Raw genomic sequence first — 23,841 nt, forward strand, 5'->3', positions numbered from 1 at the left:
ATCCCCCGACCGGGCCGAGTCGTGTCCGCCGGGCGTCAGCCCAGGATCAGCTGCACCGGGTTGCGCTCCAGCAGCAGCACCGCGACGTCGTCCGTCAGCGCGCCGCCGTTCAGCTCCTCGACCTCGGCGATGGCGCTGTCGACCAGCCGCCCCCTGGTCAGCCCGGCGCTCTGGTGGTCGGCGACCAGGTCCGCCAGGCCGTCCTGCCCGAGGCGCCGCGACCCGGCCCCGACCCGGCCCTCGATCAGGCCGTCGGTGTAGAGCAACAGCCGCCAGCCGGGCTGGAGTTCGACGTCGTGGGCGGGCCAGGCGGCCTGCCCGTCGTGGCAGGGCAGCAGGCCGAGCGCGGGCCCGGCGAGGTCGGCGGGCAGGGTGACCGGGCGGTGGTCGCGGCCGAGCAGCAGCGGCGCGGGGTGTCCGGCGAGGTAGAGCCGGGCCCGCTCGCAGGCGCCGAGCGAGTCGAGGCCGGTGTCCGTGCGGCCGGGCTCGATCACGAGCATGCAGAGCGTCGCGAAGATCTCGTCGCTGCGCCGCTCGTGCTCCAGCACGTGCTGGAGGGTGGTGAGCAGGGCCTCGCCGGTGAGGCCGGCGAAGACCAGGGTGCGCCACGCTATCCGGAGCGCGACGCCGAGCGCGGCCTCGTCCGGACCGTGGCCGCAGACGTCGCCGATCACCACGTGGACGGTGCCGTCGTCGGTGCGGACGGCGTCGTAGAAGTCGCCGCCGAGCAGGGCGCGGCGCCGGCCGGGGCGGTAGCGGCGGGTGAAGGAGAGCCCGGCGCCGTCGAGCAGCGGGGTGGGCAGCAGGTGACGCTGCAGGCGGGCGTTCTCCTGGCCGCGCAGCTCGGCCTCGACCAGGCGGCGCTGGGACTCGTCGGCGCGCTTGCGCTCGACGGCGTAGCGCAGCGCGCGGGCCAGCAGCGGGCCGTCCGTCTCGTGCTTGATCAGGAAGTCCTGGGCGCCGGCGGCGACGGCGGCCGCGCCGAGCTCCGCCCCGGCGGCGTCGGTGAGCACCACGACGGGGGTGTGCGGGGCGCGGCGGAGCAGTTCGTGCAGCCCCTCCAGCCCGTCCGAGGCGTCGGACGGGTGCGGTAGGTCGGCGGGGGAGGCGAGGTCGAGCAGCACGCAGTCGAACTCGGGGCCGCGGGCGCCGCGCCCGCGCCGGGCGGAGGGGGCGGGCGGGGCCAGCAGTTCGGTGGCCTGGTCCAGCCCGCGGGCCCAGTGCAGGGCGATCGAGGTGCCGCTCTCGGCGGCCGCGGCCTTGATCAGCTGGGCGTCGGAGGCGTCGTCCTCGATGACCAGCAGCCGCAGCGGCGGGGCGCCGTCGGCGGGCGCGTCGCCCGGTGCCGGGCCGTCGCCGAGGTGGGAGGCGCGGGTGCGGGGGTGAGGTATCGGGGGAGCGGTCGCCGGGCCGGTGGTGGTGGGGTGGTTGCGGGCACGGCTGAGCCGGGCGCCGTCATGGGCGTCCGGCTGGTCCGCGGCACCAGGTGCCCGCCCGTCTCCCGTTGCGGGCATCGGTGGTTCCTCCCTTTCCCCGCATGCGTAACGGCCGGCGTCCGTCCGCAGTGCCCGGTCGGCACCGTGCGGCGGGGAACTTCTCGCGACCATCGCGACCATAACGTGATCTCCGGGGATTTCTCCGGCCGACCGGCGCCGTTGTGGCTCGTGCCACGCCGGTGGCAGGGTGGTCAGTGGTCCGGTGAACGGACTCGGATGGCGGACGGGGCCCGCACCCCGGGGGTGCGGGAGCGGGTCGGAACGGGGGCGAGGAATGGTGACGCGGATCACCCTGGTCGAGGGTGACATCACGGAACAGCAGGTGGACGCGGTCGTGAACGCCGCCAACTCGTCGCTGCTGGGCGGCGGCGGGGTGGACGGCGCGATCCACCGCAGGGGCGGGCCGGAGATCCTGGCGGACTGCCGCCGGCTGCGCGCCTCGCACTGGGGCAAGGGGCTGCCCACCGGACGGGCGGTGGCCACCACGGCCGGGCGGCTGCCCGCCCGCTGGGTGGTGCACACGGTCGGGCCGGTGTTCCTGGAGGGGGAGTACGAGGAGCGGGCGGGGCTGCTGGCCTCCTGTTATCGCGAGTCGCTGCGGACGGCGGCGGAGCTGGGCGCCCGCACGGTGGCGTTCCCGGCGGTGTCGGCCGGGATCTTCGGCTGGCCGCCGGCGGACGCGGCCCGGATCGCGCTCTCCACCGTCGCCGAGGTGCTGGCGGGCGGGGACGCGCGGGCGGGCGCGGAGCTGGCGGAGGTGCGGTTCGTGCTGTTCGGGGCGGAGATGTACGGGGTGTTCGAACAGGCCCGGGCGGAGCTGTTCGGGCGGGACGGCTGACGGCTGAGCGTTTGGGCGGCTGAGGGCACGGCGACCGCCGAGCGGTCCGCGGTGCCGCCGCTCGGCGGCCTCCATCGTGGCGCGGCGGGGCGTCAACACACCAGAGATATTCGATAACTCGTTCGAGTGAATGCGGGGTGGCGCCCCGCCAAGGCGCTCCGACAAAGCACGGCGCCTCGGCACGGCGCCACGGCACGGCGCTACGGCGCGAGCGCCGTCCACGGCACCGTGACCTCGCCCTGCCGCCACCGCCCCCGCGCGTCCACCAGCGGCCAGCTGCCCGCCAGCGCCGTGCAGGCCGCCACCCAGCGCTGCCGCGCCCCGAAGGCCCCGTACGGCGCGGCCGCCGCCCAGGCCCGGTCGAAGTCGGCCAGGAAGGCGTGCACCGGCCGGCCCGGAACGTTGTGGTGGATCAGCGCCTTCGGCAGCCGCTCGGCCAGGTCGGAGGGCTGCCCGAGGCCGCCCAGCCGGGCCGCGAAGGTCACCGTCCGGGGCCCCTCCGGGCCGAGCGCCACCCACACGTGCCGCCGCCCGATCTCGTCGCAGGTGCCCTCGACCAGCAGCCCGTCCGGCGCGAGCCGGGCGCACAGCCGCTCCCACACCCCGGCCACCGCCGACTCCTCGTACTGCCGCAGCACGTTGGCCGCCCGGATCAGCTGCGCCCGGGCGCCGCCGTCCAGCGGCACCTCGAAGCCGCCGCGCCGGAAGGTCAGCAGCGGCGGCACCGCGTACGGCTGCGCGGCGGCGACCCGCTCCGGCTCGATCTCGATCCCGACCACCCGGACGTCCGGCCGCACCGCGCGCAGCCGCCCGGCCAGCTCGACGGCCGTCCACGGCGCCGCGCCGTAGCCGAGGTCGACCGCCACCGGCGGCCGCTCGGCGGCGCGCAGCGCGCCGCCCAGGGTGTGCGCGATCCAGCGGTCCATCCGGCGCAGCCGGTTGGTGTTGGTGGTGCCCCGGGTGACCGTGCCCACCGGCCGGCCGGTCCGCCCCCGGGAGGGCGCGGCGGAGGCGGGGTCGAAGGTGGCGGCCATGCCGAGAAGGGTAGTCGGCGCCCGCGACCGGGATCGGTCGCACCTGCTCTGACCAGCGCGGCTGCCGCCGCGGCCGAGGAACTGGCCTGTCCCCGTCATCTCGCCGCCCGAACCGGGAATGCCCGGCCTCCGTCGCGTGGTTGGCACACTGGTGGTGATGTGTGCCCGGACGGGGCAGCGCACACCGGACAGCCGGCGGCCCGGACGCGGACCGCCGGGACGGGCCGCACACGAGGAGGCTTCAGCCAGGTGATCCAGCACCCCGTCCGTTCGGTACGCCGTGCCCAGCCCGCCGCGCCCGCGCGCGGCCGGCTCCAGTCGCTCGTCCCGGGCCGCCGCCGCCCGCGCCGGATAGCCATGCTGAGCGTGCACACCTCGCCGCTGCACCAGCCCGGCACCGGGGACGCGGGCGGGATGAACGTCTACATCGTCGAGCTGGCCAAGCGGCTGGCCGCGCTGAACATCGAGGTCGAGGTGTTCACCCGGGCGATCTGCTCGGACGACGCGCCCACCGTCGAGCTGGCCCCCGGCGTACTGGTCCGGCACGTCACCGCCGGGCCGTACGAGGGCCTGGTCAAGGAGGACCTGCCGGCCCAGCTGTGCGCCTTCACCCACGGCGTGCTGCGCACCGAGGCCGGCCACCGCCCCGGCCACTACGACCTGGTGCACTCGCACTACTGGCTCTCCGGGCAGGTCGGCTGGCTGGCCGCGCAGCGCTGGGGGGTGCCGCTGGTGCACACCATGCACACCATGGCGAAGGTCAAGAACGCCGCGCTGGCCGAGGGCGACACGCCCGAGCCCGCGGCCCGGGTGATCGGCGAGACCCAGGTGGTCGAGGCGGCCGACCGGCTGATCGCCAACACCACGGAGGAGGCCGCCGAGCTGGCGCTGCACTACGCCGCCCGGCCCGACCAGCTGGCCGTCGTCCACCCCGGGGTCAACCTGGACGTCTTCCGCCCCGGCGCCCCCGGGGCCGGCGCGGACGCCCGGGCCCGGCTGGGCCTGCCGCAGGACGCCGCCGTGCTGCTGTTCGCCGGCCGGATCCAGCCCCTGAAGGCGCCGGACGTGCTGCTGCGGGCGGTCGCCGCACTGCTGGAGCGCCGCCCGGAGCTGCGCGAGCGGCTGGTCGTGCCGGTGGTCGGCGGGCCGTCCGGCACCGGGCTGGCCCGCCCGGAGAGCCTGCACAAGCTGGCCGCCCAGCTGGGCATCGGGGACGTGGTGCGCTTCCACCCGCCGGTCGGCCAGGCGCAGCTGGCGGACTGGTACCGGGCGGCGACGGCCCTGGTGATGCCCTCGTACAGCGAGTCCTTCGGGCTGGTCGCGCTGGAGGCGCAGGCCTGCGGCACCCCGGTGGTGGCGGCCGCGGTCGGCGGCCTGCCGGTGGCGGTGCGGGACGGCGAGTCCGGCACCCTGGTGCAGGGGCACGACCCGGTGGCGTGGGCGCACGCGCTGGAGCCGTACGTCACCGACCGGGAGCTGGTGGCCCGGCGCGGCGCGGCGGCGGCCCGGCACGCGGCCGGCTTCGGCTGGGACACCGCGGCGGCGACCACCGCCGAGGTGTACGCCGGCAGCCTGGCCCGCCCGGCCGGGCGGCTGGCCGTGGCCCGGCGCCGCCTGGTCTGAGCCCGTCCGGGCCCGTCTGGCCGGTACGGTCCGGTCCGGGCCCGTCTGGCCGGTACGGTCCGGTCCGGGCCCGTCCGGCCGGGCCGTCCCGTGCGCCATGCGGGTACCGACGAGTAACGTCACTCCCATGGCAATCCGCACCAAGGACGAGGCCCTGACCCTCCTGCGCACCGCCCTGGACGACGCCGGGGTGGCCTGGGAGCCGGCCGCCGCCGACCCGTACACCCTGGTGGCGACCCTCCCGGGCACCCGGAAGCTGAACACCGCCTGTGCCCTGCGGGTCGGCGATCACACCCTGTCGGTGAACGCCTTCGTGATCCGCCGCCCGGACGAGAACCACGAGGCCGTCTACCGCTGGCTGCTGGAGCGCAACACCCGGCTGTACGGCGTCGCCTACGCGATCGACGCGCTCGGCGACGTCTACCTGGCCGGCCGGCTCGCGCTGGAGGCGCTCACCCCGGACGCCGTGGACCGGCTGCTCGGGACGGTGCTGGAGAACGCCGACGAACCGTTCAACACCCTGCTGGAGCTGGGCTTCGCCACCGCGATCCGGCGCGAGTGGGAGTGGCGCACCAAGCGCGGGGAGTCCACCCGCAACCTGGCCGCCTTCGCCCATCTGGCCGCCGCCCCGCAGGCCGCCGGGGCCCCGGAGCCCCCGGCGGCCGGCTGACGGACGCCGTCAGGCGCCCGCCGGGGCCTTCTCCGGGGCCTTCTCCGGAGCCGGGGCCTTCCCCGCCTCCGCGGCGGGCGCCGCCACCTCCGTCACGGAGTCCGTCCCGACCCGCTCGGCCCCGCCCGTCCGGCGGCCCAGCGCCACGTGCCCGAGCGCCGCGGCCGTGCCGCACAGCCCGCACACCAGCCAGAGCGTCCCCGGCCCGGACCGGTCGAGCAGGAGCCCGCCGGCCGCCGGCCCGAGGAACGAGGCGAGCGACCAGGAGAGCGAGTAGACGCCCTGGTAGCGGCCGCGCCCGTGGGTCGGCGCCAGCTCGGCGACCAGGCCCATCGTGGTCGGCGCGTTCAGGATCTCGCCGACCGTCCAGACCACCACCGAGAGCGCGAACAGCCACGCCGAGGACCCGGCCAGCGCCGCCAGGCCGAAGCCCCAGCCGGCGAACAGGCAGCTGGCGATCAGCAGCCCGGTGCGCGAGCGGCCCTCCATCCACCGGGTGAGCGGGATCTGCAGCACCACGATCAGCAGCCCGTTCAGGCCGATGACCAGCCCGTACTCGGTGGAGGTGATCCCCGAGGCGCCCATGTCGACGGCCAGCGTGGTGCTGCCCTGCTGGAAGACCAGCGCGAGCAGCAGGTTCAGCCCGACCACCGCCATGAACGGCGCGTCCCGGAACACCGTGAGCAGGCCGATCCGCGGCTCGGCGGCGTTCCGGTCCGCGCCGGGCTCGGCCTCCTGCGGCCTGGTCTCCGGGACGCGGATGAAGATCACCACCGCGCAGACCAGCGTGGTCAGCGCGTCCAGCACGAACAGCGTGAGGTAGCCGTGCACGGCGATCAGCCCGGCCACGGCGGCGGAGAGGCCGAAGCCGATGTTGATCGCCCAGTAGTTGAGCGAGTACGCCCGGACCCGGTCCTCGGCCGGGACGAGGTCGGCGATGATCGCCGAGGTGGGCGGCCGGGTGGCGTTGTTGCAGAGGCCGACCAGGAAGGCCACCACGGCGATCGCCACCTGGCCGTCCATGAAGCCGAGCACGGCGGTGGACACCGCGGTCCCCAGCTGGGCGGCGACCAGCGTCGGCCGGCGCCCGATCCGGTCCGCGAGCACGCCCGCGCCGAGCGCCGCGATCGCCGAGCCCAGCCCGAACAGCGAGGCCACCAGCCCCGCGTACGAGGCCGAGTACCCCCGGTCGGTGGTCAGGTAGAGCGCGAGGAAGGTCACCACGAAGGCGCCGAGCTTGTTCACCAGCGTGCTCACCCAGAGCCACCAGAACTCGCGCGGCAGCCCGCCCACCGTCTCCTTCACCAGTCTTCGGATCCGGGGATTGGCGACCAGGGCGACGAGCATGTGGGGGCTCCCGAGGGCAGGCGTGCGGGCGCGAGGACCGGGCGGCGCGGGCAGGCCCGACCGGCCGACGCATGTAAGTGGCAGATATGCCGTGCACACATTACTCGTCAGCCCGGTGATCGGCCCAGGGGTTTTTCCGCCCTCCACTAAGCTGGGCCGCATGGCTGACACGACGTACCGACTCATCCTGCTCCGCCACGGCGAGAGCCAGTGGAACCAGAAGAACCTGTTCACCGGTTGGGTCGACGTCGACCTCAACGAGAAGGGTGAGAAGGAGGCCGCCCGCGGCGGCGAGCTCCTGGCCGCCGAGGGCCTGCTGCCCGACGTGGTGCACACCTCGCTGCTGCGCCGCGCCATCCGCACCTCGCAGATCGCGCTGGACAAGGCCGACCGCCACTGGATCCCGGTCTCCCGCAGCTGGCGCCTGAACGAGCGCCACTACGGCGCCCTCCAGGGCAAGGACAAGGCCCAGACCCTGGCCGAGTTCGGCGAGGAGCAGTTCCAGCTCTGGCGCCGCTCCTACGACACCCCGCCGCCGGTGCTGGCCGACGACAACGAGTACTCGCAGGCCGGTGACGCCCGCTACGCCGAGATCCCGAGCGAGCTGCGCCCGCGCACCGAGTGCCTCAAGGACGTCGTCGAGCGGATGCTCCCGTACTGGTACGACGCCATCGTCCCGGACCTCGCCGGCGGCCGGACCGTCCTGGTCACCGCCCACGGCAACAGCCTGCGCGCGCTGGTCAAGCACCTCGACGGCATCTCCGACGAGGCCATCGCCGGCCTCAACATCCCGACCGGCATCCCGCTCGTCTACGAGCTGGACGCCGACTTCAAGCCCGTCACCGCGGGCGGCCGCTACCTCGACCCGGACGCCGCCGCGGCCGCCATCGAGGCGGTCAAGAACCAGGGCAAGAAGTAGGGCCAGCATCAGGGCCCGCCATTGGCCCGACGCCTTCGGGGCCCCGCCGTCCGGTTCGCCGGGGGCGGGGCCCTCGTCGTTGTCGCGGTGTCGGCGGGTGAGTCAACCGGCCGGTGCGGTGGGCGAGTTGGGGTGGCCGGGCCGGGGTGCGGCCAAAATGGTTCAGACCATTGACGGCGGTGGGTGGGGCTCCTACCGTGAGGGCACCGGGCTGGCGCAAGCATGCCAAGGGTTCCCCTGCCCCGGGCCGCCGCACCCCCACGCGCGCGCGTCCGCCGCCCGGCGCACACTCCATCCACCCCCACGGAGGAGCACCATGCGCACACGTCATCTCGTCGGGGCGGCCGTCGCCGCGCTGGCCGTCCCGATCGCCCTCGCCTTTCCCGCGCAGGCCCACGGGTACATCACCACGCCGCCGAGCCGTGCCGCGCTCTGCGACGAGCACGTCAACGGCGTCCCCTGGGACTGCGGCGACATCCAGTGGGAGCCGCAGAGCGTCGAGGGCCCCAAGGGCTTCCCGAGCCTCGGGCCCGCGGACGGCACCATCTGCGCCGGCGGCAACGCGCGGTTCGCCGAGCTGGACGACCCGCACGGCGGCGACTGGCCGACCACGGCGGTGACGGCGGGCCAACGGCTCACCTTCACCTGGAACTTCACCGCCCGGCACGCCACCACGGACTTCAAGTACTACCTGACCAAGCAGGGCTACGACGCGAGCCGGCCGGTCACCCGGGCCGACCTGGACCTGACGCCGTTCCTGACCGTCCCGTACGGCGGCCGCCAGGTGCCCGGCACGCTCAGCCACACCGCGACCGTCCCGGGCGGGCGCACCGGCCACCAGGTGGTCGTCGCGGTCTGGACGATCGCCGACACCGGGAACGCCTTCTACTCCTGCAGCGACGTGCGGTTCTAGGGACGGGCGGTTCTAGCGACGTGCGGTTCCAGGGACGTGCGGCTCTGAGGCCCCGGCCCGGAAACGCGGGGTGCCCGGCCGTCTCCCAGGACGGCCGGGCAGCTTCGCGCGTACGCGGTCGGCGGCGGTCAGTGGCCGCCGCAGCAGCCGCCGTCCGCGCCGCCGCACTGGCAGGGCGCGCCGGACTGGCAGCCGCAGCCGCAGCCGGGGCCGCAGCCGCAGCCGGCGGCGAGGACGGGGAGCAGGTTCGGGACGGGCGGCTCGACGGTGTCGTGGGCCGGTGCGGTGCGGGTCGGGTGGGCCTTCATCGAGCTGTTCCCTCCTCATCACGGGCACACGTCGGTGCCTGCGGTTTCGAGTGAAGCCGCCGTTCGGAGGGAGCGTCAATGGGCGCGCAGTGGCGGGGCGTACGGATTTCGTGCGCCCACACCACCCCCGCCGCAGGTTTACTCACCCCTGGGGGTGAGCGGGGTGAGCGTCCCCACTTGCGGAGCGCCCACCCGTGGTCACCCGGCCGTTCATCCGGCCGTTCATCCGGCCGTTCACTCGGCCGGTGCGACCTCCGCGGCCTCCGCCGAGGCGATGAACTCGGCCACGTGCTCACCGGTCACCAGGTACACCACGCGCTTGGCCACGGACACCGCGTGGTCCGCGAAGCGCTCGTAGTAGCGGCCGACCAGGGTGAGGTCGACGGCGGTCTCGATGCCGTGGTGCCAGCGCTCGTCGATCAGGTGCGACAGCAGCTCGCGGTGCAGGGCGTCGATCCGGTCGTCGTCCTGCTCCATCTCCAGCGCCTTGTCGACGTCCTTGGTCGCGATGACCAGGCCCGCCTTGGCCACCAGGCGCTGGGCGAGCTGGCCCATCTCCAGGACGGTGGAGTGCAGGTCACCGGGCACCGCCGTCTCGGGGTAGCGCATTCTGGCGACCTTGGCGACGTGCCGGGCGAGGTCGCCGCAGCGCTCCAGGTCGGCGCTCATCCGCAGCGAGGTGACGACGATGCGCAGGTCGGTGGCGACCGGCTGCTGGCGCGCGAGCAGGTCGATCGCGCGGTTCTCCAGCTCGTGGTGCAGGTCGTTGATCTTCTCGTCGGCGGCGATCACGCTCTCCGCCAGAGCCAGGTCCGCGTCGAGGAGTGCGGTGGTGGCCCGGCCCAGCGCCGAGCCGACCAGGCGGGTCATCTCGACCAGGCTGTCGCCGATCGCATCGAGTTCCTCGTGGTACGCGTCGCGCATGCTCTCTCCTCAGTAGCTGTGTCGGTGGCGGTGCCGACCGGTCAGCCCGTCCGACCATCGTTCCGGTGTCCGGGCAACCGCTGCTGGTGTGCGCGAATGGTACGCGCACCCCCGAGACGGTGCCCCCGGTTCGGCGCACCGATCTCACCCACACGGGCTGCATGGCCAACTGTCGGCCGCCCGGGCGAAGGAGCACGGCCGGTACGGTGAATCAGCGGCCACGTGAAGGTGAATTCTCGGCAACGCATGGCCGATGCCTTGATCAGGGTCCTGGGGAGTGCCCTGGCCGTGCGCTTACGCTGGCCACATGGACGTGAACGTGGCCGCCGCCGCTGCCTGCGCCATAGCCGGGCTCGGTGTCGGCCTCACCGCCTCCATCGCCTTCCGCTGGAGCGAGCGCGAACAAGCCCGGGGCAGGAACAGCGGCACCGGCGGCAAGCATTACGGCCGGCACCAGCCGCTGGCCACCGGGGCCGAGCCCCCGCTCCCGCCGGGTGTCGACACGGTGCTCTCCGTGCTCCGCTCCTGCGCGATCGTGCTGGGCGAGGCCGACGAGGTGGTCAAGGCCAGCTCGGCCGCGTACGCGATGGGCCTGGTGCGCGGCGGCGCGGTCGCCGTCGACCAGATGCTCGCGCTGGCCCGCGCCACCCGCCGGGACGGCGAGATCCGCCAGGTCGAGCTGGAGGTGCCCCGCCCCGGCGCGGCCCGCGCGGCCGAGCCGCTCGCGGTCTCCGTCCGGGTCGCCCCGCTGGGCTCGCGGCTGGTGCTGGTGCTGGTCGAGGACCAGACCGACCGCCGCCGGGTGGAGGCCGTCCGCCGGGACTTCGTGGCCAACGTCAGCCACGAGCTGAAGACCCCGGTGGGCGCCCTGTCGCTGCTCTCCGAGGCGGTCGCCGACGCGTCCGACGACCCGGAGGCGGTGCAGCGCTTCGCCGGCCGGATGCAGATCGAGGCGACCCGGCTGGCCAGCCTGGTGCAGGAGATCATCGACCTCTCCCGGGTCCAGGACGACCGGCTGATGGTCGACCCGGAGCCGGTCGCGGTGGACGAGCTGATCGCCGAGGCGATCGACCGCTGCCGCCAGCAGGCCGCCGCCAAGCAGATCCTGATCTCGGCCGGCGGCGTCGCTGGCCTCTACCTGCACGGCAACCGCGGCCAGCTGGCCGCCGCGCTCGGCAACCTGGTGGAGAACGCCGTCAACTACAGCCCCCCGCGCACCCGGGTGGCCATCGCCACCCGCCGGATCTCCAGCGCCGCGGCGCTCGGCGAGGCGGACGGCGAGCTGATCGAGATCTCGGTGACCGACCAGGGCATCGGCATCTCGGAGAAGGACCGCGAGCGGGTCTTCGAGCGCTTCTACCGGGTCGACCCGGCCCGCTCCCGGCAGACCGGCGGCACCGGCCTCGGCCTGTCCATCGTCAAGCACGTCGCCGCCTCGCACGGCGGCACGGTCTCGGTGTGGAGCGTCGAGGGCCAGGGGTCCACCTTCACCATCCGCCTGCCCGCCGGACAGGCGCCGGCAGCCGGCGACGACCTGGACGACGTCGAAGACCTGGACGACCTCGACGACCTCGACGACCTCGCCGACCTCGCCGACGAGCCCGACCACCTCGCCGTGCCCGCGGCCGGGACGGCCGAGCCGGCCGAGGCCCCCCGAACCCTCACCACGGACCGTTCGCACGGTACGGCCCGTTCGCTCCCCACCGGGGAGCGGCCCCTGTCAGACACAACCCAGCTTGCCCCGGAGGCCTGATCGTGACCCGAGTACTGGTGGTCGAGGACGAGGAGTCGTTCAGCGACGCCCTCTCGTACATGCTCCGCAAGGAGGGCTTCGAGGTGGCCGTGGCCGCCACCGGCCCCGACGCGCTGGAGCAGTTCGAACGCAACGGTGCCGACCTCGTCCTGCTCGACCTGATGCTGCCGGGCCTGCCCGGCACCGAGGTCTGCCGCCAGCTCCGGGTGCGCTCCAACGTGCCGGTGATCATGGTGACCGCGAAGGACAGCGAGATCGACAAGGTCGTCGGGCTGGAGATAGGTGCGGACGACTACGTCACCAAGCCCTACTCGACCCGCGAGCTGGTCGCCCGCATCCGCGCGGTGCTGCGCCGCCGCGGCGAGGACGGCGGGGCCGGCGACAACGGCGGCGGCCCGGGCGCCCTGGAGGCGGGCCCGGTCCGGATGGACGTCGACCGCCACGTGGTGACGGTGGACGGCGCCAAGGTCGACCTGCCGCTCAAGGAGTTCGACCTGCTGGAGATGCTGCTGCGCAACGCGGGCCGGGTGCTCACCCGGATGCAGCTGATCGACCGGGTCTGGGGCGCGGACTACGTCGGCGACACCAAGACCCTTGACGTCCACGTGAAGCGCCTGCGGGCCAAGATCGAGCCGGACCCGGGCGCGCCGCGCTACCTGGTCACGGTCCGCGGCCTCGGCTACAAGTTCGAGCCGTAAACGGCCCTACGGCCCGTACAGCCCGTACAGCCCGTACGGCCCGTACGGCCGGTACCCGGTCATCTGCGAAAGGCCCCCGCCGACAGTCGGCGGGGGCCTTCCCCGTTGACCCCGGCGGGCCCGGAGCGGGCCCGCCGGGGTCGGCGTCAGTGCGCGGTCGGCGTGGTGCCGACCGGGGTGCCCGCGACGGTGGTGGCACCGGCGCCCGGGGTGGCGGTGGTGCCCGGCGCGGCCGGGGTGGTGGCGCCGGCGCCCGGGGTGGCCGGGGCGCTCGCGGACGGCGAGGCGGCCTTGGCGGGGGCCGTGGTGGACGGGGCGACGGTCGGACCGTAGCCGTTGTAGATGTCCTTGTTCTTGACGTCCGAGTCCGAGCTCACGCCGGCGTCGGCGGTGACGGTCTGCGGGGCGCCGACCGCGTTGTTGTCCTTGTCGACCTCCTGCAGCGTGAAGGTGGTCTTGGCGAAGCCGCCGATCTTGACGGAGGCCGAGGCGACGGTGGCGGCCGGGTTGCCCTGGCCGCCGATCGCCACCGCGCCGCCCGCGGGGACGGGGACGGAGGCCAGCGGGGCGCCCGCGGCGTCGGTGAAGGCCGCGGTGCCACCGTTGCCGACGGTGACGGACTTGAGCTGGACCGTGTTGCTGCCCGTGTTCGAGATGTTCACGACCACGTTGGCGGGGCCGGTGTAGTCACCCGCGGACTTCACCGGGGTGACGATCACGATGTTGTTCAGTCGGAGGCTCGTGCCGATCGTCGCAGCCGCGTTGTCCGGCTTGATCTGCAGCGTGTCCGGCGTGTTGCCGGCGGCGCAGGACGACAGGGAGGCGATGGCGATGGCGGCGATGGCGGCGATGCTGCCGCGTCGAAGGCTGCGGCTCACGGCGGCGGCTTCTCCTAAAGGTCACGTGTCGACAGGTCAGGTCTCAGATTATCGACCTCACTTATGCGCTCTTCACGGGGAGGTCCCCGTGTCGCACTCCCGGGGTCCGCAGGGGGCCGTCCGGCCGCATCCCGGGCGGGCCGCTCCGGCGTCGGTCCGCATCACGGGCAGGACACGCTTCGATGCAGATCGAATAACGGTGCGGATGCGACCCGAACGGCGACGAAAACTCAAGATCCAATCATGGTTCCGGGGGTGTTGCGCAAGGTTTCGTCGAGCACCGGAACCGCCTCCGACCTGCGGGAAGCCGTTCTCGAACACCGGTCGCAGCACGTCATGGGGGTCCTTGTCAAGCCCCGAGACCCGCCCTGACCTGCGAAAACGCCCTTCGGGCCGGGCCCGGGGCGTGTTATTCTGGAAAGCCACGGAAGGGGTCCTGTCACATGACGTTCAAGGTTGGCGACACGGTGGTCTACCCCCATCACGGGGCCGCGCTGATCGAGGCCATCGAAATTCGCCAGATCAAAGGTGTGGACAAGACCTACCTGGTGCTCAAGGTGCAGCAGGGAGACCTGACGCTCCGCGTGCCCGCCGAGAACGCGGAGTTCGTCGGCGTGCGCGATGTGGTCGGCCAGGAGGGTCTGGACCGGGTCTTCGAGGTGCTTCGCGCACCGTACACCGAAGAGCCGACCAACTGGTCCCGTCGCTACAAGGCGAACCTGGAGAAGCTCGCCTCGGGCGACGTCATCAAGGTCGCCGAGGTCGTGCGCGACCTGTGGCGCCGCGAGCGCGAGCGCGGCCTCTCGGCCGGCGAGAAGCGCATGCTCGCGAAGGCGCGCCAGATCCTCGTCAGCGAGCTCGCGCTGGCGGAGAACACCAACGAGGACAAGGCGGAGACGCTGCTCGACGAGGTGCTCGCCTCGTAGTGCGCGCGTAGCCGCAGTGCAGTCGGGCTGTCGCCCACACCGCTCACAGCGCCCGGTGCCGGCGCGCCGCTCCTCGGACGAACCGTCCGGGAGTGGTGCAGTGGCACTTCGGGCGCTGAGGCGTGTCCGGACGACGCCTCCCGCCCGGGCCGGTGCTGGCCCGCAGGACCGTTTCTGCGGAGCTGTGCGGCGGGCGGTTGGACCGTGGCTCTTCGGAAGGGGTCCGGCGCCCGCCGGGCACGCCAAGGCCATACCCACTTCGCCGAAGGAGTGAAACCTGAACGCCTCAGCAGCAGTCGCAGCAGCAGTGGTGCCGGCCGCGGGACGCGGTGAGCGGCTGGGGCCCGGCGCCCCGAAGGCCCTCCGGGAGCTCGGCGGCGTGCCGCTCCTGGTGCACGCCGTCCGGGCGCTGGCGCGCAGCCGGGCGGTCGGCCTGGTCGTGGTGGCCGCGCCCGCGGACGGGGTGGCCGAGGTGGTCGCCCTGCTGGACAGCCACGGGCTGGACGGCAAGGACATCCGGGTGGTGGCCGGCGGCGCGACCCGCCAGGAGTCCGTCCGGCTGGGCCTGGCCGCGATCCCCGAGGACGTCGAGATCGTCCTGGTGCACGACGCGGCCCGCCCGCTCGTCCCGGTCGAGGTGGTGGACGCCGTCGCGGCCGCCGTCCGGGCCGGGGCCGTCGCGGTGGTGCCGGCGGTGCCGCTGGCCGACACCGTGAAGCGGGTCGAGCCGAACCCGGGCCGCCCCGAGCCGGTGCTCGACACGCCCGAACGCGCCACCCTGCGCGCGGTGCAGACCCCGCAGGGCTTCGACCGGGCCGCCCTGGTCGAGGTGCACGCCAAGGCGCTGGCCGAGGAGGCCGCCGGCGCCGCCGACGCGCCGCCCGTCACGGACGACGCCGGCCTGGTGGAGCGCTACGGCGGCCAGGTCGTCGTGGTGCCCGGCCACGAGGAGGCGTTCAAGGTCACCCGCCCGCTGGACCTCGTGCTCGCCGAGGCCGTACTCGCCCGCCGGAGGGCCGCCGATGCCTACTGATCCGATCGTTCCCCGCGTGGGCATCGGCACCGACGTGCACGCCTTCGAGGCCGGCCGCCCGCTCCGGGTGGCCGGACTGGACTGGCCGGACGCCGAGTTCGGGCTCGCCGGGCACTCGGACGCCGACGTCGCCGCGCACGCCGCCTGCGACGCGCTGTTCTCGGCCGCCGGGATCGGCGACCTGGGCGCCCACTTCGGCACCGACCGGCCCGAGTGGGCCGGCGCCTCCGGGGTGACGCTGCTCGCCGAGGCGGCCCGGCTGGTCCGCGCGGCCGGCTTCGAGATCGGCAACGTCTCGGTCCAGGTGATCGGCGTCCGGCCGAAGATCGGCAAGCGGCGGGCCGAGGCGCAGGCCGCGCTGTCCGCGGCGGCCGGGGCGCCGGTGTCGGTCTCCGGCACCACCACCGACGGCCTGGGGCTGACCGGTCGGGCCGAGGGGCTGGCCGCGATCGCCACCGCCCTGGTGTACGAACGGCGTTGACGGCCGCCGCAGCGGGAGCCGGCGGGGGAACCGCCGGTGCCGGTGCCGGTCCCGCGGGAACAAACCCGCGGCACACGAGTGTTCACCTGAGGTGACGGCCCCCGGGTCGGTAGTGTTCGGCCCGGGCCCGCGCGGAGCTCAGCCCGGGCCGTATCGCCGCCGACGAGAAGAGGTTCCCATGAGCGCGCAACTCTCCGACCGTGCCAAGGCGTTGATCGACGGCAAGAGCTTTGCCGTGGTCTCCACGATCCAGCCGGACGGCAGTCCGCAGTCCTCGGTGGTCTGGGTGAAGCGGGACGGCGAGGACATCCTGTTCTCGACAGTCGAGGGCCGCCGCAAGCACCTCAACATGGTGAAGGACCCGCGGATCACGCTGCTGGTCAACCCGGCGGACAGCCCGTACGAGTACCTGGAGGCGCGCGGCGCGGTGACGCTGACCAGGGAGGGCGGCCGCGAGCTGATCGACGAGCTCGCCGCCAAGTACCGCGGCGTGGACACCTACACGTGGGACGGCCCGGACGACGTCCGGGTGGTGGTCCGGCTCACCCCGAGCAAGGTGGTCGGCGGCATCTGAGGGCCCGCGCCGATGCGCCGATTCCCCGGGGGCGCGGCCTGCCGTCCCCGGGGAAAGTGGCGGGGCACCCCCCGCCGCCCACTACGCTTGACGCTGTGAGCATTCGTCTGTACGACACCAGCACCCGCCAGGTACGCGACTTCGTCCCGCTTGTACCGGGTTGTGTCTCGATCTACCTGTGCGGCGCTACCGTTCAGTCGGCGCCTCACATCGGGCACATCCGGTCCGGGCTCAACTTCGACATCATGCAGCGGTGGTTCGCCTACCGCGGCTACCAGGTGACCTTCGTCCGGAACGTCACCGACATCGACGACAAGATCATCGCCAAGGAGCGCGAGCTCGGCACGCCGTGGTGGCAGGTCGGCTACGCGAACGAGCGCGCCTTCAACGACGGTTACGACGCGCTGGGCTGCCTGCCGCCGACCGTCGAGCCGCGCGCCACCGGGCACGTCCCCGAGATGATCGAGATGATGCGCGGGCTGATCGAGAAGGGCCACGCCTACGAGGCGGACGGCAACGTCTACTTCGACGTGAAGTCCTACCCCGACTACCTCGCGCTCTCCAACCAGAAGCTGGACGACCTGCGCCAGCCGAGCGGCGAGGGCGAGACCGGCAAGCGCGACCACCGCGACTTCGCGATGTGGAAGACCGCCAAGCCGGGCGAGCCGAGCTGGGAGACCCCGTGGGGCCGCGGCCGTCCGGGCTGGCACCTGGAGTGCTCGGCGATGGCCCACAAGTACCTGGGCAGCGCCTTCGACATCCACGGCGGCGGGCTGGACCTGATCTTCCCGCACCACGAGAACGAGATCGCCCAGTCCAAGGCCTACGGCGACGGCTTCGCCAACTTCTGGGCGCACAACGCCTGGGTCACCATGGCCGGCGAGAAGATGAGCAAGTCGCTGGGCAACTCGGTGCTGGTCTCCGAGATGGTCCGGCGCTGGCGCCCGATCGTGCTCCGCTACTACCTGGGCTCCCCGCACTACCGCTCGATGATCGAGTACAGCGAGGAGTCGCTGCGCGAGGCCGAGGCCGGCTTCGGCCGGATCGAGGGCTTCATCCAGCGCGCCGTCGAGCGCTGCGGCACGGTCGACGCGGCGCCCGAGGTGCCGCCGGCCTTCGCCGAGGCGATGGACGACGACTTCGGCGTCCCGCAGGCGCTGGCCGTCGTGCACACCGCCGTCCGCCAGGGCAACAGCGCCCTGAACGCGGACGACAAGGAGAGCGTGGTGGCGCGTCTGGCCGAGGTCCGTGCGATGCTCGGTGTACTGGGACTCGACCCGCTCGACCCGCACTGGGCCGGGACGGAGCGCGGCGAGGACCTCCACGGCGTGGTCGACTCGCTCGTCCGCCTGGTCCTGGACCAGCGGCAGGCGGCGCGCGAGCGCAAGGACTTCGCCACCGCGGACGCCATCCGCGACCAGCTCGGCCTGGCCGGGCTGGTGATCGAGGACACCCCGTCCGGCCCGCGCTGGACGATCAACAACCAGTAACCCCATCTGACGATCGGGGTGATGGGTGGGCCGTACCGGACCGGTGCGGCCCTCCCGCATGACGTAGCGCATGCCGTCGGCCGCCGCCGGAGAGAGCGGGGGCGGCCGGGCATGCCGAACAGACAGGAAGTACAGCCATGGCCGGCAACAGTGCACGCAGGAACCGCCGCAACCCCGGATCCAAGAAGGGTGCGTCTGTCGGTACCGGCGGGCACAGCCGGAAGGCGCTCCAGGGCAAGGGCCCGACCCCGCCCGGTGAGGAGCGCAAGGGCCACCCCAAGCAGCGCGCCGCCAACGCCGCGCTCAAGCGCGAGCGCGACGCCAAGTCGCGGGCCGGCATGCGCCGGGCCGGGGCCGGCGGCCGGGGCGGCCGCGGCGGCGCGGGCAGCGCCGAGCTGGTCTTCGGCCGCAACTCGGTGGTCGAGGCGCTGCAGGGCGACGTGCCGGCCAACGCGCTGTACGTCCAGCAGTTCATCGACACCGACGACCGGGTCCGCGACGCCTTCCAGGCCGCCAACGACCGCGGCATCCCGCTGATGGAGGCGCCCCGCGCCCAGCTGGACCAGATGACCGGCGGGATGAACCACCAGGGCCTGGTGCTGCAGGTGCCGCCGTACGAGTACGCGCACCCCGAGGACCTGCTGGCCGAGGCCGCCGACGCGGGCCAGGACCCGCTGATCATCGCCCTGGACGGCGTCACCGACTCGCGCAACCTGGGCGCCGTGGTCCGCTCCGCCGCCGCCTTCGGCGCGCACGGCGTGGTCATCCCCGAGCGCCGTGCGGCCGGGATGACCGCGGGCGCCTGGAAGACCTCCTCCGGCGCCGCGGCCCGGCTGCCCGTCGCCCGGGCCACCAACATGACCCGCACCCTGGAGGCCTACCAGAAGGCCGGCCTCATGGTGGTCGGCCTGGCGGCGGACGGCGAGGCCGAGCTGGGCGACCTGGAGCTGCTGACCGGCCCGGTCGTGATCGTCGCGGGCAGCGAGGGCAAGGGCCTGTCCCGGCTGGTGTCGGAGACCTGCGACATGCGGGTGAAGATCCCGATGTCCGGCCTGACCGAGTCGCTGAACGCCGGTGTCGCGGCGGGCATCGTGCTGTACGAGGCCGCGCGGCTGCGCGCCAAGCGCTGAGGCCGTCGAAGGGCGAGCACAGGTAGGTGCTCGCCCGCAGCCGGTCTGCTGAATTGCCCGCATTTCGGGTGAGAAGTGATCGGGCCCGACCGGGTCCGATCACTTTTTTCATGATCACTTCAAGTGTGCGCCGCACATCCACCCGGGAGAGTGTCCTAAGCGGCCGTCACCCGGTTAGACGGGCGTGGACACCAGAACACCTCGGCGCCCCCTGCTCGGCGGTGGCAGCACCGGGATAGACGCGGGCGCGGGCCCCGGCCTCAACACCGTCAAGGTGGACTCGGACCCCGCGCGCCTCAGCAGCACCCAGGCGAGCTTCCGGCTCCGGCTCGGCGCCCCCGTGGCGCCGATCATCGACGCCCCGGCCGGCCTGCTCTCCACCGGCGCCGCCTTCGGCGACCCGTACGCGAACCAGGGCCTGATCCGCCGTCCGCTGGTCACCCCGCAGGTCGTCGTCCCCGCCTCCGCCGTCCCGGCGCTCGCCGGGGCCGGGGTCGGCGGGTCGGGGGTCGGTGGGGCCGGGGTCGGTGGGGCTGGTGGGGCCGGGGTCGGCGGCGCACCGCGCCGCAAGGGCCGGGTCACCGCCGTCACCTGGACCGGTCAGGCGCCCCCCGGGGACCTCGCGGCCACCCAGCTGCTGGACGCCGTCCGGCTCAGCGGCCCCGGCACCCAGGACGAGGCGGACACCCAGGTGCTCCCCTCCCTGGCGGGTGCCCGGACCGTCCCGCGCCAGCCCCGCGCGGGCGCCGGCACCGCCACCGACGCCGGCGTCGGCCCGATCGGCGAACCGCACGGCTGGACCCCCAGCGGCGAACTGCCCGAGGTCTCCGCCGCCGACGCCGAGGGCAAGCAGCCCTGGTACCCCGGCCGCCGGGTCGACCTCGGCCTGGTGCTGCTGCCGCTGCGCGCCGTCCTCGGCTCGCTCTCCGTCTACGCCGGCTTCAGCAAGCTCTGCGACCCGGTGTACTTCGACGGCGGCGAGCGCGGCTCGATGATGCGCTGGCTCTCCTCGCTGCACCCGTGGAAGGTCGCCGAACCGCTGCTGGCCTTCGCCATGGCGCACCCGGTGGGCGCCGGCCTGGTGGTGTCGTTCACCGAGATCGTGGTCGGCGTGCTCACCATCCTCGGCCTCTGGCAGCGGCTCGCGGCCGGGGCGGCGATGCTGCTCTCCGCCGCGCTGCTGTTCACCGTCAGCTGGCGGGCCGTGCCCGTCTACGACACGCCCGACCTGATCTTCCTGGCGGCCTGGAGCCCGCTGCTCATCGCCGGCGCGCCGTTCGCCTCCCTGGACGGGCGGCTCAACCTGGAGGCCTGGCGGCGGTACGGCGCGGACGCGCCGGGCGCCCTGCGCCGCCGGGTGCTGCGCCGCGGCGCGGTGGTCACCACGGTGGTCGTCGGCCTGACCCTGCTGCTCGGCTCGATGCTCGGCGCGGCCGTCCGCACCGGTGCCCGGCCGCACCAGGCGCCGGCCCGGCCCGCCACCGACTTCGGCACCCCGGTGTGGCCGGCCGGCGGCCCCTCCGGCGCCCCCGGCCAGGGCCCGTCCACCTCGCCCTCGCCCGCCGCCCCGCGCCCGACCACCCCGGCGCCCAGCGCGACGGCGCCGTCCACCGCGCCGTCCGCCAAGCCCACCGGTGCCACGCCGAGCGGCAAGCACTCCGGCAAGCCGGACGGCGGCGCCGGCACCGCCCCGGCCCCGGCCGCGCCCGCCGGCGCCCCGGCCGGTTCCGCGCCCGCCCAGCAGCGCAGCACCCCGCCCCCCGGCGGCTCGGGGACGACGCCCAAGCAGAGCCCGAGCTCCGGGCCGGGGCTGCTCGGCGGGGTCCTCGGCAGCGGCCCGCTGGCCGAGCTGGCGGGCGGCGACCGGTCCTCCCACCCGGGGGCGCCGACCGCGACCTGACCCTCCCGTGACGGCGATCGGCCGGGTGCTCCGTGGGGGAGCACCCGGCCGATCGCTGTTCGCTGTTCGTGGGTCAGTGCCCGCTGTTCGCGGGTCAGTGCTCGCGGCTCACTGCGGGGCCCGGCCGGCGCCGGAGGCGAGCTCCTTGGCCGCCTCGGTGAGGTCCTTGGCGGTGTCGATCGCGCGCCAGTACACGCCCTGCGGCAGCTGGTAGCCCGCCAGCCGCTTGCTGCGGGCGAGTTGCGGGAAGGTGGTGCGCTCGTGGTCGCCGACGTCCGGCAGCAGCTCGGCGAACTCCGGGCTGAACACGTACAGGCCCGCGTTGATCAGGAACGGCGAGGGCGGCGCCTCGATGAAGTCCAGCACGTTGCCGAACTGGTCGGTCTCCACGGCGCCCCACGGGATCCGCGGCCGGGCCAGCGCGAGCGTCGCGACGGCGTCCCGCTCGTGGTGGAAGGCGGCCATGTCGCGCAGGCTGAAGCGGGTCCAGATGTCGCCGTTGGTGGCGTACCAGGGCTCGTCCGGGCGGGGCAGCGCCTTCGCCGCGTACTTCAGCCCGCCGCCGCGCCCGAGCGGTTCGGCCTCGATCACCGTGCGCACCCGCAGCGGGAGGTCCGCCTTGTCGAGCCACTCCTCCAGCACGTCGGCGAGGTGCCCGCAGGAGACCACGGCGTCGGTGACGCCCTCGGAGGCCAGCCAGGCCAGCTGGTGGCCCAGGATCGGCGTGCCCGTCCCCGGGATCTCGACCAGCGGCTTCGGGCGGTCGTCCGTGTAGGGCCGCAGCCGGGAGCCCTGGCCGCCGGCCAGGATCACGGCCTGGGTGACGGGCGTCGTGGTCGGCCGGGTCGGGTGCGGCGGCGCGGCCTGCGGGTGCGGCGGGGGCGCGGGAGCGGCGGTGGGGCCGGAGTCAGCGGTCATGGCTGAACGATAAGCCGCGCCGGGCGGGTGCGCGCCTCAACCGGCGCTGGGCGGCGCGGAGTTGCCGCGCTGCCGTGGTGCCGCGCTGCCGGACCCGTGCCTCAGCCGACGACGCCGGCCGCGAACGCGCCGTCGCAGACCGGACGCGCGAAGGAGCGGGCCCGCTGCACGTCGCCCTGGTACTTGCGCACCGCCGCCTTGCCCAACTCCGTGGCCAGCGAGGTGCAGTACGGCGTCAGCGCGGGCTGCTCGCGCATCGAGCGCTCCAGCAGGTCCAGCGCGGCGGACGGGTTCTTCGCACGGAGCTCGTCCAGCAGCGCCACCCGCAGCGACTCCTGCGGGGCGAGCCCGTCCGGGGACTTGGCGGTGGCCCCCGCGGAACGGCCGATCCCGGCGCCGTCGCCGCTGGACGCCGCCACGACCTGCTGATCGAGCCCGGTCGGCGGGGCCCACGGGACCCGGGTCACGGCGAGGGTGCCGGTCGTCACCAGGACGACCGGCAGGGTCAGGGCGACGGTCTGGCCGATTCGGCGCACAAGCTGCTTCACGCTCAGGAGCGTAGCGGTGGGTAGGGGCCGGTTCGCCCTCCGTTACACCAACGAGTGACACGGTGTCCGGTTTCGTCCCTGCACCGTGTTGACACGGGGGTGTACGGACGGAGCCCGCCCGACCGGGGAGGGCCGGGCGGGCTCCGTCGGAACCACCGTCAGGTCAGTCGCAGACGCTCAGGCGCTCGCCGGTGCTGGTGGCGAAGACGTGGGTCTCCTGCGCGATCGGCACGACGTGGACGGTCTCGCCACGGGCCGGGATCTGGCGGCCCGGCACGCGGACGACCAGCTCCTTGTCCTCGCCGCCGAGCTGCGTGGTGCCGTACACGAAGCCGTCCGAGCCGAGCTCCTCGACCACGTTCACGGTCACCGCGACGCCCTCGATGCCGCCGGCCGGCACGATCTGGAAGTGCTCCGGGCGGACACCGACGATCACCGTCTTGTCCGAGCCGGCGCCGGCCAGGTTCTCGCGCGAGATGTTGACCACCGAGCCGCCGAACTTCACGCCGCCGTCCACCAGCGGCACCTCGACCAGGTTCATCGCCGGCGAGCCGATGAAGCCGGCCACGAACACGTTGGCGGGCTTGTCGTACATGTTGCGCGGGGTGTCGACCTGCTGCAGCAGGCCGTCCTTGAGCACCGCGACCCGGTCGCCCATGGTGAGCGCCTCGGTCTGGTCGTGGGTGACGTACACCGTGGTGATGCCCAGGCGGCGCTGCAGGCCGGCGATCTGGGTACGGGTCGAGACGCGGAGCTTGGCGTCCAGGTTCGACAGCGGCTCGTCCATCAGGAAGACCTGCGGCTCGCGGACGATCGCGCGGCCCATCGCGACGCGCTGGCGCTGACCGCCGGACAGCGCCTTCGGCTTGCGGTCCAGGTACTCGGTCAGGTTGAGGATCTTCGCAGCCTCCTCGACCTTGGTGCGGATGTCCGCTTTGTTCACGCCGGCGATCTTGAGCGCGAAGCCCATGTTCTCGGCGACGGTCATGTGCGGGTACAGCGCGTAGTTCTGGAACACCATCGCGATGTCCCGGTCCTTCGGCGGCAGGTGGGTGACGTCCCGGTCGCCGATGCGGATCGCGCCGCTGTTGACGTCCTCCAGACCGGCCAGCATCCGCAGGCTGGTCGACTTGCCGCAGCCGGACGGGCCGACCAGGACGAGGAACTCGCCGTCCGCGATGTCCAGGTCCAGCGAGTCCACCGAGGGCTTGTCCGCCCCGGGGTAGACGCGGGTCGCCTTGTCGTACGTGACAGAAGCCATGGGTCGTTGTCTCCTTCACCGGCAGGAACGTGCCGGACGATCCGAGTAAAGGGGTGTCGTCTTTCGCCGCCGGTCCGTCACTGGTCTGAACCACTACACGAACCGACTCCCCGCGACGCTACCCGCGCCCCCGCCGCTTGTCAGCCCCCCGCCCGCCCCGATTCCGCATCGGTTCCATC

At 74.0% G+C, this 23,841-nt stretch carries 23 protein-coding genes; 14 read left to right on the forward strand and 9 right to left on the reverse strand.

The genetic code is table 11. The features are described from left to right. Positions 1-35 precede the first annotated feature (35 nt). Positions 36-1,514, reverse strand: coding sequence for a PP2C family protein-serine/threonine phosphatase (locus VM95_RS16270; protein WP_045697223.1), 1,479 nt, complete (start codon positions 1,512-1,514; stop codon positions 36-38). Positions 1,515-1,773: 259 nt separating this feature from the next. On the opposite strand from VM95_RS16270, the gene VM95_RS16275 reads away from it, so the two are divergent. Continuing rightward, complete coding sequence (locus tag VM95_RS16275; protein WP_208615468.1) at positions 1,774-2,334, forward strand: O-acetyl-ADP-ribose deacetylase; 561 nt, start codon at positions 1,774-1,776, stop codon at positions 2,332-2,334. Positions 2,335-2,534: 200 nt separating this feature from the next. Here VM95_RS16275 and VM95_RS16280 read toward each other — a convergent pair whose 3' ends face one another. Continuing rightward, positions 2,535-3,368, reverse strand: a complete 834-nt coding sequence (locus tag VM95_RS16280) for a class I SAM-dependent methyltransferase (RefSeq protein WP_045697227.1) — start codon at positions 3,366-3,368, stop codon at positions 2,535-2,537. A 252-nt stretch (positions 3,369-3,620) separates the two neighbouring features. On the opposite strand from VM95_RS16280, the gene mshA reads away from it, so the two are divergent. Then, complete coding sequence (gene mshA, locus VM95_RS16285) at positions 3,621-4,991, forward strand: D-inositol-3-phosphate glycosyltransferase (RefSeq protein WP_425265315.1); 1,371 nt, start codon at positions 3,621-3,623, stop codon at positions 4,989-4,991. A 127-nt stretch (positions 4,992-5,118) separates the two neighbouring features. Continuing rightward, positions 5,119-5,661: a type III secretion system chaperone family protein gene (locus tag VM95_RS16290; RefSeq protein ID WP_045697233.1), complete on the forward strand. Its 543-nt coding sequence runs from the start codon at positions 5,119-5,121 to the stop codon at positions 5,659-5,661. 9 nt (positions 5,662-5,670) lie between these two features. Here VM95_RS16290 and VM95_RS16295 read toward each other — a convergent pair whose 3' ends face one another. Continuing rightward, a complete protein-coding gene (locus VM95_RS16295) occupies positions 5,671-7,008 on the reverse strand; it encodes an MDR family MFS transporter (RefSeq protein WP_107072980.1) in 1,338 nt (445 codons plus the stop codon). 160 nt (positions 7,009-7,168) lie between these two features. Here VM95_RS16295 and VM95_RS16300 point away from each other — a divergent pair, with 160 nt between their 5' ends. Both VM95_RS16300 and VM95_RS16305 read left to right on the forward strand, forming a co-directional pair. After that, positions 7,169-7,927, forward strand: a complete 759-nt coding sequence (locus VM95_RS16300) for a phosphoglyceromutase (RefSeq protein ID WP_045697235.1) — start codon at positions 7,169-7,171, stop codon at positions 7,925-7,927. Positions 7,928-8,243: 316 nt separating this feature from the next. Next, complete coding sequence (locus VM95_RS16305) at positions 8,244-8,840, forward strand: lytic polysaccharide monooxygenase auxiliary activity family 9 protein (RefSeq protein ID WP_045697237.1); 597 nt, start codon at positions 8,244-8,246, stop codon at positions 8,838-8,840. Positions 8,841-8,968: 128 nt separating this feature from the next. Here the strand turns inward: VM95_RS16305 and VM95_RS16310 are convergent, their stop codons facing one another. Next, entirely contained in the window at positions 8,969-9,148 is a 180-nt protein-coding gene (locus tag VM95_RS16310; RefSeq protein ID WP_045697239.1) for a hypothetical protein, read from the reverse strand. A gap of 234 nt (positions 9,149-9,382) precedes the next feature. Further along, positions 9,383-10,072, reverse strand: a complete 690-nt coding sequence (gene phoU, locus VM95_RS16315; protein WP_045697241.1) for a phosphate signaling complex protein PhoU — start codon at positions 10,070-10,072, stop codon at positions 9,383-9,385. A gap of 307 nt (positions 10,073-10,379) precedes the next feature. On the opposite strand from phoU, the gene VM95_RS16320 reads away from it, so the two are divergent. Next, a complete protein-coding gene (locus VM95_RS16320) occupies positions 10,380-11,825 on the forward strand; it encodes a sensor histidine kinase (protein WP_244178801.1) in 1,446 nt (481 codons plus the stop codon). A gap of 2 nt (positions 11,826-11,827) precedes the next feature. Beyond that, positions 11,828-12,523: a two-component system response regulator PhoP gene (gene phoP, locus VM95_RS16325; RefSeq protein ID WP_031069385.1), complete on the forward strand. Its 696-nt coding sequence runs from the start codon at positions 11,828-11,830 to the stop codon at positions 12,521-12,523. Positions 12,524-12,669: 146 nt separating this feature from the next. Here the strand turns inward: phoP and VM95_RS16330 are convergent, their stop codons facing one another. Continuing rightward, positions 12,670-13,401, reverse strand: a complete 732-nt coding sequence (locus VM95_RS16330; RefSeq protein ID WP_052707400.1) for a hypothetical protein — start codon at positions 13,399-13,401, stop codon at positions 12,670-12,672. A gap of 443 nt (positions 13,402-13,844) precedes the next feature. On the opposite strand from VM95_RS16330, the gene VM95_RS16335 reads away from it, so the two are divergent. The 7 genes from VM95_RS16335 to VM95_RS45215 all read left to right on the forward strand — a co-directional run bounded on the left by VM95_RS16335 (position 13,845) and on the right by VM95_RS45215 (position 20,935). Then, positions 13,845-14,327 carry a CarD family transcriptional regulator gene (locus tag VM95_RS16335; RefSeq protein ID WP_030244332.1) on the forward strand — a complete coding sequence of 161 codons (483 nt, stop codon included), beginning with the start codon at positions 13,845-13,847 and terminating at the stop codon, positions 14,325-14,327. A 277-nt stretch (positions 14,328-14,604) separates the two neighbouring features. Then, positions 14,605-15,360, forward strand: coding sequence for a 2-C-methyl-D-erythritol 4-phosphate cytidylyltransferase (gene ispD, locus VM95_RS16340; protein ID WP_045697251.1), 756 nt, complete (start codon positions 14,605-14,607; stop codon positions 15,358-15,360). Then, positions 15,350-15,841, forward strand: coding sequence for a 2-C-methyl-D-erythritol 2,4-cyclodiphosphate synthase (ispF, locus tag VM95_RS16345; RefSeq protein WP_045697253.1), 492 nt, complete (start codon positions 15,350-15,352; stop codon positions 15,839-15,841). Before ispD ends, ispF begins: the two co-directional genes overlap by 11 nt. Before the next feature lie 178 nt (positions 15,842-16,019). Continuing rightward, complete coding sequence (locus VM95_RS16350; RefSeq protein ID WP_045697256.1) at positions 16,020-16,415, forward strand: PPOX class F420-dependent oxidoreductase; 396 nt, start codon at positions 16,020-16,022, stop codon at positions 16,413-16,415. A 95-nt stretch (positions 16,416-16,510) separates the two neighbouring features. Further along, positions 16,511-17,905 (forward strand): cysteine--tRNA ligase, encoded by a 1,395-nt coding sequence (gene cysS / locus VM95_RS16355; protein ID WP_045697258.1) that lies wholly within the window; start codon positions 16,511-16,513, stop codon positions 17,903-17,905. A gap of 137 nt (positions 17,906-18,042) precedes the next feature. Next, entirely contained in the window at positions 18,043-19,035 is a 993-nt protein-coding gene (rlmB, locus tag VM95_RS16360) for a 23S rRNA (guanosine(2251)-2'-O)-methyltransferase RlmB (RefSeq protein ID WP_045697260.1), read from the forward strand. 184 nt (positions 19,036-19,219) lie between these two features. Then, positions 19,220-20,935, forward strand: coding sequence for a DoxX family membrane protein (locus tag VM95_RS45215; RefSeq protein ID WP_052707401.1), 1,716 nt, complete (start codon positions 19,220-19,222; stop codon positions 20,933-20,935). A 108-nt stretch (positions 20,936-21,043) separates the two neighbouring features. Here the strand turns inward: VM95_RS45215 and VM95_RS16370 are convergent, their stop codons facing one another. From VM95_RS16370 to VM95_RS16380, 3 genes are all read right to left on the reverse strand, one after another. Further along, positions 21,044-21,853, reverse strand: a complete 810-nt coding sequence (locus VM95_RS16370) for a nucleotidyltransferase family protein (protein WP_078859994.1) — start codon at positions 21,851-21,853, stop codon at positions 21,044-21,046. 101 nt (positions 21,854-21,954) lie between these two features. Next, on the reverse strand, positions 21,955-22,401 hold the full coding sequence (locus VM95_RS16375; RefSeq protein ID WP_045697262.1) for a hypothetical protein: 447 nt from the start codon (positions 22,399-22,401) through the stop codon (positions 21,955-21,957). Between the two features lie 163 nt (positions 22,402-22,564). After that, positions 22,565-23,662 carry an ABC transporter ATP-binding protein gene (locus VM95_RS16380; protein ID WP_045697264.1) on the reverse strand — a complete coding sequence of 366 codons (1,098 nt, stop codon included), beginning with the start codon at positions 23,660-23,662 and terminating at the stop codon, positions 22,565-22,567. Positions 23,663-23,841 lie beyond the last annotated feature (179 nt).

Source organism: Streptomyces rubellomurinus (genome assembly GCF_000961885.1).
GTDB classification, from domain to species: Bacteria; Actinomycetota; Actinomycetes; order Streptomycetales; family Streptomycetaceae; genus Kitasatospora; species Kitasatospora rubellomurina.

Coding starts and splice junctions, on each gene's coding strand:
- VM95_RS16280 (WP_045697227.1), bottom strand. CDS start 3,368: ATGGCCGCCACCTTCGACCCCGCCTCCGCCGCGCCCTCCCGGGGGCGG.
- VM95_RS16370 (WP_078859994.1), bottom strand. CDS start 21,853: ATGACCGCTGACTCCGGCCCCACCGCCGCTCCCGCGCCCCCGCCGCAC.
- VM95_RS16295 (WP_107072980.1), bottom strand. CDS start 7,008: ATGCTCGTCGCCCTGGTCGCCAATCCCCGGATCCGAAGACTGGTGAAG.
- VM95_RS16305 (WP_045697237.1), top strand. CDS start 8,244: ATGCGCACACGTCATCTCGTCGGGGCGGCCGTCGCCGCGCTGGCCGTC.
- VM95_RS16380 (WP_045697264.1), bottom strand. CDS start 23,662: ATGGCTTCTGTCACGTACGACAAGGCGACCCGCGTCTACCCCGGGGCG.
- VM95_RS16320 (WP_244178801.1), top strand. CDS start 10,380: ATGGACGTGAACGTGGCCGCCGCCGCTGCCTGCGCCATAGCCGGGCTC.
- phoU (WP_045697241.1), bottom strand. CDS start 10,072: ATGCGCGACGCGTACCACGAGGAACTCGATGCGATCGGCGACAGCCTG.
- VM95_RS16335 (WP_030244332.1), top strand. CDS start 13,845: ATGACGTTCAAGGTTGGCGACACGGTGGTCTACCCCCATCACGGGGCC.
- VM95_RS16350 (WP_045697256.1), top strand. CDS start 16,020: ATGAGCGCGCAACTCTCCGACCGTGCCAAGGCGTTGATCGACGGCAAG.
- VM95_RS16310 (WP_045697239.1), bottom strand. CDS start 9,148: ATGAAGGCCCACCCGACCCGCACCGCACCGGCCCACGACACCGTCGAG.
- VM95_RS16290 (WP_045697233.1), top strand. CDS start 5,119: ATGGCAATCCGCACCAAGGACGAGGCCCTGACCCTCCTGCGCACCGCC.
- VM95_RS16300 (WP_045697235.1), top strand. CDS start 7,169: ATGGCTGACACGACGTACCGACTCATCCTGCTCCGCCACGGCGAGAGC.
- VM95_RS16270 (WP_045697223.1), bottom strand. CDS start 1,514: ATGCCCGCAACGGGAGACGGGCGGGCACCTGGTGCCGCGGACCAGCCG.
- rlmB (WP_045697260.1), top strand. CDS start 18,043: ATGGCCGGCAACAGTGCACGCAGGAACCGCCGCAACCCCGGATCCAAG.
- ispF (WP_045697253.1), top strand. CDS start 15,350: ATGCCTACTGATCCGATCGTTCCCCGCGTGGGCATCGGCACCGACGTG.